The 12542-nt window shown below is 71.0% G+C and carries 7 protein-coding genes; all 7 read left to right on the plus strand.

What is annotated here, in order from left to right; genetic code table 11:
- The 7 genes from coxB to pbpC all read left to right on the plus strand — a co-directional run bounded on the left by coxB (window position 1) and on the right by pbpC (window position 12286).
- Window positions 1-930: a cytochrome c oxidase subunit II gene (gene coxB, locus WAT24_RS01010; RefSeq protein ID WP_336806363.1), complete on the plus strand. Its 930-nt coding sequence runs from the start codon at window positions 1-3 to the stop codon at window positions 928-930.
- Complete coding sequence (gene ctaD / locus WAT24_RS01015) at window positions 917-2512, plus strand: cytochrome c oxidase subunit I (protein ID WP_336805946.1); 1596 nt, start codon at window positions 917-919, stop codon at window positions 2510-2512. The genes coxB and ctaD overlap by 14 nt, the downstream gene beginning before the upstream one ends.
- On the plus strand, window positions 2509-3156 hold the full coding sequence (locus tag WAT24_RS01020; RefSeq protein WP_336805947.1) for a cytochrome c oxidase subunit 3 family protein: 648 nt from the start codon (window positions 2509-2511) through the stop codon (window positions 3154-3156). The genes ctaD and WAT24_RS01020 overlap by 4 nt, the downstream gene beginning before the upstream one ends.
- Window positions 3153-3488: a cytochrome C oxidase subunit IV family protein gene (locus WAT24_RS01025; RefSeq protein WP_336805948.1), complete on the plus strand. Its 336-nt coding sequence runs from the start codon at window positions 3153-3155 to the stop codon at window positions 3486-3488. Before WAT24_RS01020 ends, WAT24_RS01025 begins: the two co-directional genes overlap by 4 nt.
- 75 nt (window positions 3489-3563) lie before the next feature.
- Complete coding sequence (locus WAT24_RS01030; protein ID WP_336805949.1) at window positions 3564-4532, plus strand: sensor domain-containing diguanylate cyclase; 969 nt, start codon at window positions 3564-3566, stop codon at window positions 4530-4532.
- A gap of 245 nt (window positions 4533-4777) precedes the next feature.
- Window positions 4778-9766, plus strand: coding sequence for an alpha-2-macroglobulin family protein (locus WAT24_RS01035; protein WP_336805950.1), 4989 nt, complete (start codon window positions 4778-4780; stop codon window positions 9764-9766).
- Window positions 9767-9886: 120 nt separating this feature from the next.
- On the plus strand, window positions 9887-12286 hold the full coding sequence (pbpC, locus tag WAT24_RS01040) for a penicillin-binding protein 1C (protein WP_336805951.1): 2400 nt from the start codon (window positions 9887-9889) through the stop codon (window positions 12284-12286).
- The last annotated feature ends 256 nt before the right edge of the window (window positions 12287-12542 follow it).

A 12542-nucleotide genomic window follows, 5' to 3' on the forward strand; every position in this document is an offset into this window, starting at 1 on the left:
ATGCTGCCGCAGGCCTCCACCCTGGCGCCCAAGGTCGACCACCTGTTCGATACGCTGCTGCTGCTCTGCGCCGTCGTGGTGGTCGGCGTGTTCGCGGTGATGATCGTCTTCTGCGTGAAGTACCGCCGCGGCAGCGAGGCCGTGCGCACGCCGCCACGCCAGCACCTGGGCGTGGAGCTGACCTGGACGCTGGTCCCGTTCGCCCTGTTCATGGGCATCTTCGGCTGGAGCATGCACCTGTGGATCCAGTTGCGCGTGCCGCCGCGCGACGCGGCGCCCGTCTACGTGGTGGCCAAGCAGTGGATGTGGAAGGTGCAGCATCCCGGCGGCCAGCGCGAGATCGACCAGCTGCACGTGCCGGTGGGCCAGCCCGTCCGCCTTGTGATGACCTCGCGGGACGTGATCCACAGCTTCTACGTGCCGGCCTTCCGCGTGAAGCAGGACGTGCTGCCGGACCGCTACACGCAGCTGTGGTTCACCGCCACCCAGGCGGGTAGCTACGACCTTTTCTGCGCCGAGTTCTGCGGCACCGACCACTCGCGCATGCGCGGGCGCGTGATCGCCATGCCGCCGGCCGACTACGCACGCTGGCTGCACGCGCACCAGGGCACCGGCCTGGCTGCGCAGGGCGCCGCCCTGTTCCGCCAGCTCGGCTGCAGCGGCTGCCACGATCCGCGCTCCGGCGTGCACGCACCCGATCTCTACGGCCTGTACGGCCGCACCGTGCCGCTGGCCGACGGCGCGCAGGTGCTCGCCGACGAACGCTACCTGCACGATTCCATCCTGCTGCCGAAGAAGCAGATCGCCGCCGGCTACGCGCCGATCATGCCCAGCTTCGAGGGCCGTATCGGCGAAGAGGACGTGCTGGCCCTGGTGGCCTACCTGAAGACCCGCACCCGACCGGCGGAGGACGCCGATGAGCACCGTTGAATTGCCGTTGCACAGCTACCTGGAGGAAGGCTTCGGTCTGCGCTCGTGGCTGCTGACGCACGACCACAAGCGCATCGCGGTGCTGTACGGGATCGCGATCACCTTCTTCTTCTTCCTGGGCGGGCTCGCCGCCGCGCTGCTCCGCTGGGAGCTGGTGACGCCGGCGGGCGACCTGATGAGCGCGGAAACCTACAACAAGGCCTTCACCTTCCACGGCGTGGTGATGGTGTGGTTCTTCCTGATCCCCTCCATCCCTGCCACGCTGGGCAACTTCCTGCTGCCGCTGATGATCGGCGCGCGCGACGTGGCCTTCCCGCGCCTGAACCTGTTCAGCTGGTACCTGTACATGGCCGGCGGCCTGTTCACCCTGGTCTGCCTGCTGCTCGGCGGCGTGGATACCGGCTGGACCTTCTACACGCCGTTCTCGACCATGTTCTCCAACTCGCACGTGCTGCTGGCCGTGGTGGGCGTGTTCGTGGTGGGCTTCTCGTCGATCCTCACCGGCGTCAACTTCATCGTCACCGTGCACACCATGCGCGCGCAGGGCATGACCTGGTTCCGCCTGCCGCTGTTCGTGTGGGCGATGTACGCGGTGAGCCTGGTGATGGTGCTGGCCACGCCGGTGCTGGCGATGACACTGGCGCTGATCGGGCTGGAGCGGCTGTTCGGCATCGGCATCTTCGACCCCGCGCTGGGCGGCGACCCGCTGCTGTTCCAGCACTTCTTCTGGTTCTACTCGCACCCGGCCGTGTACATCATGATCCTGCCGGCGATGGGCGTGGTCAGCGAACTGATCACCAACGGCGCGCGCCGGCGCATCTTCGGCTACCGCTTCATGGTCTACGCGATCGTCGGTATCGCGGTGGTCGGCTTCCTGGTCTGGGGCCACCACATGTTCGTGGCGGGCCAGTCGATGTACGCCAGCCTGGTGTTCTCCATCCTCTCGTTCATCATCGCGGTGCCCTCGGCGATCAAGGTCTTCAACTGGACCGCCACCCTGTACAAGGGCGACATCGGCTTCGACGCCCCGATGCTCTATGCGCTCGGCTTCGTCGGACTGTTCATGCTCGGCGGCCTCACCGGCCTGTTCCTGGCCGCCACCGCGCTGGATGTGAACCTCACCGACACCTACTTCGTGGTCGCGCACTTCCACTACATCATGGTCGGCGGCTCGGTGATGGCCTACCTGGGCGGCGTCCACTTCTGGTGGCCCAAGATCACCGGGCGCCTGTACTCGGAAGCCTGGGCCCGCTTCGCCGCGATCCTGATGTTCTTCGGCTTCAACCTCACCTTCTTCCCGCAGTACATCCTGGGCTACGAGGGCATGCCGCGGCGCTACCACGAGTACCTGCCGCAGTTCCAGGTATGGAACGTGCTGTCTTCGGCGGGGGCGACGATCCTGGCGGTGTCCTACCTGCTGCCGCTGTCCTACCTGCTGTGGTCGCTGCGCTACGGCCCGCACGCCGGACCGAACCCGTGGCAGGCGACCGGCCTGGAGTGGCAGACCACATCACCGCCGCCGCCGCGCAACTTCGACCGGCCCCCCGAGGTCCACGAAGGCCCTTACGCCTACCGCCGATGAACGCCCGCACCCGCCCGGTTCCAGTGCAGTTCGACGATCCCGTGCAGCAGCGCGAGGCGGCCACGCTCGGCATGTGGGTCTTCCTGGCCACCGAGATCCTGTTCTTCGGCGTGCTGTTCGCCGGTTACACCTACTGCCGCGTGCTGTTCCCTGACGCATTCGCCACGGGCAGCCGGCGCACCGACATGCTGCTGGGCACGCTGGAGACCGCCGTGCTGCTGACCAGCAGCTGCGCCGTGGCGCTCGCCGTGCGCGAGGTGCAGCTGGGTGGGCGGCGCATGGCGACCGCCCTGCTGGGATTCACCGCGGCGCTGGGCATCGCCTTCCTGGTGATGCACGGCTTCGAATACGCCGCCGAATACGAGGAAGGGTTGATCCCGGCCATCCACTACACGCAGCAGGGCGTGCATGCCCGGGGCATGGCGATCTTCTACTGCCTCTACTACTTCATCACCGGTTTCCACAGCCTGCACGTCGCCATCGGCGTGGCGGTGCTGCTGGTGATGGCCTGGCGGACCTGGCACCACGCGTTCGACCAGGACTACCACACGCCGCTGGAGCTGACCGCGCTGTACTGGCACCTGGTCGACATCGTGTGGATCTTCGTCTATCCGCTGGTCTACCTGGTCGGGAGGGCCGCATGAACGCGCGCGCCAGCCATCCCCGGCGCACCCATCGCAGCGGCCCTCGGCCGCCCTCGCTGGCCGGCAACCTGTGGACCCTGGCGGCCCTGCTGGCGCTGCTGGGCCTGAGCGCAGGCAGCGCGCTGCTGCGGCTGGGTCCCTTCAACATCGTCGCCAACCTGGGCATCGCGACAGCCAAGGCGCTGCTGGTGCTCACCATCTTCATGCGCCTGAAGACCGACAACGCCCTGCTGCGCATCGTCGCCAGCGCGGGTTTCGCCTGGCTCGCCGTGATGATCGCGCTGGCGCTGGCGGACGTGCTGACCCGCGAGCCGCTGCTGGTGCCCTGGTGAGGATGCGCAGTATCGCGGGGACACGCGGCGCGAGTATCGTTGCCGTGCCAGGCTCCTGCATGGTGGGTCGCCGTCATGGGCAGCACCGAGACCATCGACCAACAACAGCCGCTGCCGCCGTTCACCGGCTTCCGCGAAGCGGCCCAGGCATGTCTGGCCATGTTGCACCGGTGCATCGGCTTCGGCGCCTGGTACTTCACCCGGGTGGAAAGCGAGGACTGGCTGATCCTCGCCGCGGCCGACGACTGCTACGGCCTGCGCAGCGGTGACGCGCTGGCCTGGCAGGATTCGATCTGCTCGCGCATGGTGAGCGGTGGGCCGTGCGTGGTTCCCGACGTCAGCACCCATCCGCCGTACGCCGCCGCGCCGATCGTCGAGCGGGGCATCGGCGCCTACCTGGGCGTGGCGGTGCGGCTCGATCACGGCACCATCGGCACGCTCTGCGCGATCGATCCGAATCCGGTGCCGGTCGACGTCGAACGCTGGCTGCCGGTCGTGCAGCTGTGCGCGCGGATGCTCGCCACGCTGTGGCGCCACGACGTGGCGCTGAAGGAAACCCGGCGCCGCGCCGAACGCGCGGAGCTGGAGGCGATGACCGACTCGATGACCGGCGTCTTCAACCGCCGCGGCTGGCGCGAGCTGCTGACCCTGGAAGAGCAGCGCTGCCGCGACGAGCACACCACCGCAGGCGTCGTGGTGATCGACCTGGACCGGCTCAAGCAGACCAACGACAGCCAGGGCCACAGCGCGGGCGACGCTCTGATCGAGCGCACCGCCCGCGCACTGGCGGACTGCGTGCGGGCCGTCGACGTGGTGGCCCGGCTGGGCGGCGACGAGTTCGTGGTGCTGGTGCTGGACGTCGGCCCGCTGGAGCTCGCGCGCCAGGCCGCGCGCGTGGAGGAGGCGCTGCGCGCGGCCGGCGTGGCCGCCACGCTCGGCTACAGCTGGCGCGGGCCCGGCCGCAACCTGGGCGAGACCTACCGCGAGGCGGACCTGCTGATGCTGGACGCCAAGCGCCGCCGCCGCGGCCAGGCGCCGCCGTAGCGCCACCTGCCTGGTCGCCGCCGCCGCCACCTTCGCGCGGGCCGCGTTGGACGGGCGCCTGCGCCCGGCGGAGGAGGATCACGCCGCGGCGCTGAGCGACCTGCACGGCGAGTTCGCCACCGCGACGGACACGGCACAGGTGCTCGCCGCCTGCCCTGAGCCGCCATCGGCAGGGCTCCCGCCTGCCTGTGGCGCGCCACGAAAGCCGGCCATAATGCGCCGCATCTCAAGGAAAGGGGAAGGTCATGTGGCAGTCGTCGGTGGCGCGCGCGCCGCGCCGGGTCGTGTCGTGTCTGGCTTTCCTGGCGCTGGCCGCGCTGGCCGGCTGCAACCGTCACCCGCAGGCGGGGCCGGTACTGCAGGGCGCGCCGCCGGGCAGCGCATCGGCCGCGCCGGCGCCGGCCGCCACCGCCGGCTTCGCGCTGGCGTCCGCCGGCGCCGACCTGCGTGACACGCGCACCGCGCTGGTGCTGCGCTTCAACGCACCGTTGGCGGCGGCGCAGCCGTTCGACCGCCAGCTCGCGATCACCGGCGCCAACGGCGAGCCGGTGAGCGGCAGCTGGAGCCTGGACGACGACGGCAGGACGCTGCGCTTCCCCTTCGTGCAGCCGAACACCCACTACGCCGTGCTGCTGCGCGCCGGCCTGCTCGCCGCCGACGGGCGCACCCTCGGGCACCCGCTCAAGCGCGACATCTACTCCGGCAGCGTGCCGCCGGCGGTCGGCTTCGCCTCGCACGGCAGCGTGCTGCCGGCGCGCGGCAGCCGCGGCCTGCCGCTGGTCTCGGTCAACGTGCACGATGCCGACGTGGAGTTCTTCCGTGTCCGCGACGACGCGCTGTCCGACCTCTACTGCGCCTACCCGGCCAACAAGCGCCGCGACAACTACGAGCTCGACCACGAGACCAACAGCTGGGACACCTGCGACCACGGCAACCGCGTCAAGCGCCCGATCACCGACATGGCCGACTCGGTCTACGCCAACCACTACACCCTGGGCGGTGACGACAACGAGCGCACCGTCACCTACCTTCCGGTGCAGCGCATCCGCGAGCTGCAACGGCCGGGCGTGTACATGGCGGTGGTCAAGCCGGGCGGAACCTTCAAGGGCTCCTACGACACCGCAATCTTCTTCGTCAGCGACCTGGGGCTGCACCTGCGCGTGTACCAGGACAATGCGCTGCTGCACGTGGCCTCGCTGCGCGACGGTTCGCCGGTGGACGGCGTGACGGTGGAGATCGACGGGCCCGACGGCCGGCCCAGGCTCAAGGCCAGCACCGACGGCGACGGCAACGCGCTCCTCGCCTACAAGCTGGATCCGTCCGACGTGCTGATCGCCCGCCGCGGCGACGACGTCTCCGTGCTGCCGTTCAACCGGCCGGCCTTGGACATCTCCAACTTCGAGGTGACCGGCCGCAGGCAGGCGCCGTTCGAGGTCTACGCCTGGTCCGGCCGCGACCTGTACCGGCCGGGCGAAACGTTGCGCGTGTCGGCGCTGCTTCGCGACTACGACGGCAAGCCGATGAAGTCGCAATCGCTGTTCGTCCGGCTCAAGCAGCCCGACGGCCGCGCGCTCGCCGACCAACGGCTGGAACCCTCGGATCTCGACTACTACGCGCTCGCCCAGGCGATCCCGGCCGATGCACCTACCGGCCTGTGGCAACTGGAGTTCCGCCTCGACCCGGCGGCCAAGGATGCGGTGGAAGCCTTCCCGTTCCACGTCGAGGAATTCCTGCCCGAGCGGCTCAGGCTCGAGCTGGGCAGCCCGCAGGCACGCCTGGGGCCGGACGAGCCGTTGCAGCTCCAGGTGCGGTCGAGCTACCTCTACGGCGCGCCCGCCGGCGGCAACCGCTTCACCGCCAAGCTGCTGGTGGCGCCGGAGGTGCATCCGCTGGACCGCCTCAAGGACACGTTCTTCGGCGATCCCACGCTCGATCTGCCCAAGAGCGCCAAGGACGTGGTGGACGCCAAGCTCGACGCGCAGGGCCGGCTGACGCAGGCCATCGCGCTGCCGGATGACGTCAGGCCGGTCGCGCCGCTGGCCGCGACGCTCTCGGGCAGCGTCTACGAAAGCGGCGGCCGTGCGGTCACGCGGCTGCTCAAGCGCGTGTACTGGCCGGCGCCGCAGCTGGTCGGCGTCCGCCCGCTGTTCGACCCCAAGCAGGGTGCGCAGAGCGAAGGCCAGGCCGCGTTCGAGATCCTGCGCGCCGACGTCGACGGCAGGCTGGTCGCGGGCCAGCACCTGAAGGTGCGGCTGCAGCGCGAGCTGCGCGACTTCTACTGGCTGTACGAGCACGGCGACGGCTGGACGTCCGACGCGCACCAGCAACTGCAGCTGATCGAGGAAAAGGACATCGACCTCGCCGCCGGCCAGCGCGCGCACGTGGAGTTCCCGGTGGAGTGGGGCGGCTACCGGCTGGAGGTCTACGACCCGCAGACGAAGCTGACCACCGTGTTCCCGTTCTTCGCCGGCTGGAGCTGGGAGGACGAGAACCTCGGCAAGGAGGCGCGGCCGGACAAGGTCAAGCTGCAACTGGACAAGGCCCGCTACCGCGCCGGCGACACCATGAAGGTGACGGTGACGCCGCCGCACGAGGGCCCGGGCATGCTGCTGGTCGAGTCCGACCATCTGCTCTACGTGCGCGACATCGAGGCCAAGGCCGGCAGCACGTTCGAGATCCCGGTGACCAAGGAGTGGGAGCGCCACGACGTCTACGTCTCCGCGCTGGTGTTCCGCGGTGGCGAGGCCGACGAGCACACCACGCCGGCGCGCGCGCTCGGCATCGAGCACGTCGCGATGGAACGCAACGACCGGCGCATCCCGCTCACGCTCAGCGCGCCGGCGATGATGCGCCCGGGCCTTCCGCTGGAGGTGACCGTGCAGGGCAAGGGCCTGGCGAATACGCGCGCCTACGTCACCCTGTCGGCGGTCGACCAGGGCGTCATCAGCATCACCGACTACCCGGTGCCCGATGCCTGGGCCTGGATGTTCGCCAGGCGCGCGCTCGGCGTCGACGCCTACGACCTCTACAGCCGCATCATCGAGGCGATGGACGGCGCCGAGGCCAAGCTGCGCTACGGCGGCGACCTGAGCGGCCCGGCGCTGCCGCACGCAGCGCGGCTCGACCCCAAGGTGCAGATCGTCGACCTGTTCGCCGCGCCGGTCGCATTCGACGCGCAGGGCAAGGCCACGCTGCGCGTGCAGGTACCCGACTTCAACGGCAGCCTGCGCCTGGCGGCGCTGGCCTGGAGTGCCGACCGCTTCGGCAACGCCGAGGGCGCGATCACCGTGCGCGCGCCGCTGGTGGTGGAGCCGAGCACGCCGCGCGTGATGGCCGCCGGCGACAAGGCCCGCATCAGTCTGGACCTCAAGAATCTCTCCGGCCACGACGGCACGGCGAAGGTGGTGGTCAGGGGCACCGGCCCGATCAGCATCGCCGACGCCACCCGCGAGGTGGCACTCAAGGACGGCGCCGGCACCACGCTGACCCTGCCGGTCACGGCGGCCGCGGGCGCGGCGGTGGCCGGGCTCGACATCCACGCCACGCTCAACGACTTCAGCGTCGACCGCCACTTCGAGTTCGCCGTGCGCCCGGCCTGGCCCGAGCGGCAGACGACGATGCCGCTGGCGATCGAAGCCGGCAAGCCGGCGCACCTGGACGCCAGTGCGGCCGCTGGCCTGCTCGCGCCTACCGTGCGCGCGCAACTCACGCTGAGCACGCTGCCGCCGCTGCCCTACGGCTCGGCGCTGCGCCACCTGCTCGACTATCCCTACGGCTGCATCGAGCAGACCACCAGCAAAGGCTACGCCGCGCTGATCCTGGACCCGGCCACCGCCAAGGCGCTCGGCCTGTCGGCCGACGAGGCTGTGCGCCGCGCCGCGGTAGACGGCGCGCTCGCGCGCATCGCTTCGTTCCAGGCCAGCAACGGCCACTTCAGCTTCTGGGGCGGCACCAGCCCGATCGAGACCTTCATGACGCCCTACGTGGTCGACTTCATGCTCGACGCGCGCGAGGAAGGCTTCGCCGTGCCGCAGGCGGTGCTGCAGAAGTCGCTGCAGCGCCTCAGCGACGACCTGCTCGCCGGCGGCCATCCGTATTACGGCTACGAGCAACACGACCACCTGCGGATCGCCGACGAGGCCTATTCCGGCTTCGTGCTGGCCCGCGTCAACCGCGCACCGCTGGGCACCCTGCGCGCGATCTTCGACAACGACCGCGGCAAGCTGGTCGGTCCGCTGCCGCTGGTGCACCTCGGCATCGCGCTCAAGCTGATGGGCGACAACGAGCGCGCGCAGAAGGCCATCGACGCGGCCTTCGCCTGGGACAAGGAGCGGCCCTGGTACGTGGGCGACTACGGCTCGGACCTGCGCGACCTGGCGCTGATGGTGGCGCTCACCCACCGCTTCGGGCTGAGCAGACCCGCCTACGATGCCAAGCTGATCGACTGGGCGCGCAACGCCACCGCGCGCAACCATGCCGACAAGCAGGAGGTGCCGTACTACCACTGGTCATGGTCCTACCTCTCCACCCAGGAGCAGGTGGCGATCGCCCGCGTGGCGCGCGCCTTCGACGCCGGCAACGGCGCGCCGCTGGCGGTCACCCTGGCCATCGACGGCAAGAGCGAGCCCGCGCCGACCGACAAGCGCCTGTGGACGCGGGAGCTCACGCTCGCCGAGTTGAAAGGAGGCGTCGGCGTGCAGCCGGCCGGCCAGGGCACCGTGTTCGCCACGCTGGACCTGGCCGGCATCCCGCAGCAGCCGCCGGTCGCCGACGCCAGCCAGATCGACGTGCGCCGCAGCTACTTCACCACCGACGGCAAGCCCTGGGACGGCGACACGCTGAAGGAAGGCGACACGTTGATCGCCGAACTCACGATCGAGGCGCGCACCGACATGCCCGACGCGCTGGTCACCGACCTGCTGCCCGGCGGCCTGGAAGTGGAAAACCTCAACCTGGGCGGTGCGCAGCAGTGGGAGGGCGTCGTCATCGACGGGATCGACGTGGACCAGCACACCGGCGCCGCCGACCTGGTGCACGAGGAGTACCGCGACGACCGCTACGCGGCGGCGCTGCACCTGCGCCGCGGCGATGCCGCGCACGTGTTCTACCTGGTGCGGGCGGTCACGCCCGGCACGTACACGGTGCCGCCGCCGCTGGCGGAGGACATGTACCGACCGGCGCTGCGGGGGATCGGCAAGCCGGTGCCGGCGAGGATCACGGTGGTGGAGCCGTAGATCGAGGGGGGCGAGGCGCCGCGGCGCTTCGGCTCCGCCCGCTCGCGGACGACGCTCAGCGCGAACGGTACACCCAGCCGCTCGCCCTGAGCGCAGGCCGAAGTCGAAGGGCAGCCTGCCATGACCGATACCTCAACGACACCCCACCGATCCCGCCCGAGGCGCCGGCTGCGCGCCACGGTACTCGCCGTCGTCGCGCTCCTGCTCGTCGCCTTCGTCCTCGATCGCCTGTTTCCCTTGCCGCTGCCGGCGCATGACACCGGCAGCACGGTCGTGCTCGCCCGCGACGGCACGCCGCTGCGCGCCTTCGCCGACGGCGACGGCGTGTGGCGCTACCCCACCACGGCGGCCCGGGTCTCGCCGCTCTACCGCCAGGCCCTGCTCGCCTACGAGGACCGCTGGTTCCATCGCCACCCCGGCGTGAATCCCTATGCGCTGCTGCGTGGCGCGGTGCAGGGTGCGCTGCACGGCCACGTGGTATCGGGCGGCTCCACGCTGACCATGCAGGTGGCGCGCATCATCGAGCCGATCCCGCATACGTTCGGCGGCAAGCTCAGGCAGGTCTTCCGTGCGCTGCAACTGGAAGCGCACCTCGACAAGACGCAGATTCTCGAGCTCTACCTGGAGCGCGCGCCTTTCGGTGGCACCATCGAGGGCGTCGAGGCCGCCTCGTGGGCATACCTTGGCAAGAGCGCGAGCCGCCTTTCCCGCGCCGAAGCGGCCCTGCTCGCGGTGCTGCCGCAGGCGCCCAGCCGGCTGCGCCCCGACCGTCATCCGGACGCGGCCCGCGCCGCCCGCGACAAGGTCCTGCGCCGCCTGCGTGACGAAGGCGTGTGGACCGCCGCCCAGGTACGCGAGGCAGCGATCGAGCCGGTGGTCGCACGCTCGCTGCGCGCGCCGCTCACCGCCGCCCTGCTCGCCGAACGCCTGCACCGGCAGCAGCCGCGCGCGCGCCGCATCGTAACCACCATCGACGCCGACCTGCAGCGCGCCGCGGAGGACCACGTCGCCGCCTACCTCGCCCGGCTGCCGCCGCGCAGCTCGGTGGCCGTGCTCGCGGTGGAGAACGCCACGCTGGAGACGCGCGTCTACATCGGCACCGGGGCGTTCGCCGACCCCGAGCGGGCCGGCCACATCGACATGGTGCGTGCGCCGCGCTCGCCTGGTTCCACGCTCAAGCCCTTCCTCTACGGGCTGGCGCTGGACGATGGCCTGGTCACCTCGGAAAGCCTGCTGGTGGACGCACCGCAGGACTTCGGCGGCTACCACCCAGGCAACTTCGACGAGGCCTTCAGCGGTCCGGTCAGCGTGAGCCAGGCGCTGCAGCGCTCGCTCAACGTGCCAGCGGTGGACGTGCTCGACCGCGTCGGCCCCAACCGGTTCGCGGCGCGGCTGGCCAGCGGCGGCATCGACCTGCAGCTGCCCGACGGCGCACGTCCCAACCTCTCGATCATCCTCGGCGGCGCGGCGACCACGCTGGAGGACCTCGTCGGCGGCTACAGCGCATTCGCCAACGGCGGCCTCGCCGGCATGCCGCGCTACATGCCGCAGCAGCCCATGCGCCCGCGCCGCCTGCTCTCGCCCGGCGCCGCCTGGATCGTCCGCGACATGCTCGCCAGCAACCCGGCCGACGTCGAAGGCGCGCCGCTGGAAGGCACCGTCGACCGCCATGCCACGGTCGCCTGGAAGACCGGCACCAGCTACGGCTACCGCGACGCCTGGGCGATTGGCGTCACCGACCGCTGGACCCTGGGTGTGTGGGTGGGTCGTCCCGACGGCACGCCCTCGCCCGGCCAGTACGGCGCGATCACCGCGCTGCCGCTGTTGTTCCAGCTGGCCGACATGCTGCCCGCGCGCGGCGGCGTGCATGCGCCGCGTCCGGCCAGCGTGCGCGCCATCGACATCTGCTGGCCGCTGGGCGAACCCGCCGCGACCACCGAGGCCAGCCTGTGCCGGCATCGCCGCACCGCCTGGAGTCTCGACGGTGCGCTGCCGCCCACCTTCGCCGAGCGCGATCCCGGTGCCTGGATGAGCGGCCGCATCGCGCTGCGCGTGGATGAAAGGGGCCGCCGCCTGAGCGCCGGCTGCCATGCCACGCACGAGCGCCACCTCACGCTGGCGCGCTGGCCGGCGCTCGTCACGCCCTGGCTCGATGCCGCCGACCGCACCGCCTCCGCCTTGCCTGCGCTGGCGCCGGGTTGCGCGCCCGACGCGCTGGCAGTGGCCGTGCCCATCCGCATCGATGGCCTGCGCGAGGGCAGCCTGCTGCGCCAGGCGCCGAACAGCGGCGAACCCCTGCGCGTATCGGTGCGCGCGCTCGGCGCGCAGGGCGCCGTGCAGTGGCTGCTCGACGGCCGCCTGCAGGGCAGCACGCAGGGCGAGGGCAGCATCAGTCTGACCCTCGATCGCACGGGCAGCCATGCGCTCACCGCGCTCTCGCCGGACGGCGCCTGGACCAGCGTGGGCTTTGCGGTAGCCGGTCCTTCGGCCGACGGGCGCCCGGCGCCGGCGTCGCACTGAGCACTCAACCCGCCGGGATGCGCCGCGTCGCGAGGGTGAGCGGGCTGGCGGGGACGAGCGTCGCGTGGCCAGCCGGGGTGCGCAGCGGCGGTGGCGGAACCGCGGGTGAGCGTCACGCGGGTCTGCGTTGCACCGACGTCGACGTCGAAGCGCCGTCCCTGCCACTGCAGGCCCTTGAGATGCACGCGCGACAGCATCTGACGTACCTGACCCACCGCTCGGAATTTCCCTACGCGACACTACGGAGACACCCATG

It is taken from the genome of Fulvimonas yonginensis (assembly GCF_037137055.1).
Lineage (GTDB): Bacteria > Pseudomonadota > Gammaproteobacteria > Xanthomonadales > Rhodanobacteraceae > Frateuria_A > Frateuria_A yonginensis.

Coding starts and splice junctions, on each gene's coding strand:
- coxB (WP_336806363.1), top strand. CDS start 1: ATGCTGCCGCAGGCCTCCACCCTGGCGCCCAAGGTCGACCACCTGTTC.
- ctaD (WP_336805946.1), top strand. CDS start 917: ATGAGCACCGTTGAATTGCCGTTGCACAGCTACCTGGAGGAAGGCTTC.
- WAT24_RS01020 (WP_336805947.1), top strand. CDS start 2,509: ATGAACGCCCGCACCCGCCCGGTTCCAGTGCAGTTCGACGATCCCGTG.
- WAT24_RS01025 (WP_336805948.1), top strand. CDS start 3,153: ATGAACGCGCGCGCCAGCCATCCCCGGCGCACCCATCGCAGCGGCCCT.
- WAT24_RS01030 (WP_336805949.1), top strand. CDS start 3,564: ATGGGCAGCACCGAGACCATCGACCAACAACAGCCGCTGCCGCCGTTC.
- WAT24_RS01035 (WP_336805950.1), top strand. CDS start 4,778: ATGTGGCAGTCGTCGGTGGCGCGCGCGCCGCGCCGGGTCGTGTCGTGT.
- pbpC (WP_336805951.1), top strand. CDS start 9,887: ATGACCGATACCTCAACGACACCCCACCGATCCCGCCCGAGGCGCCGG.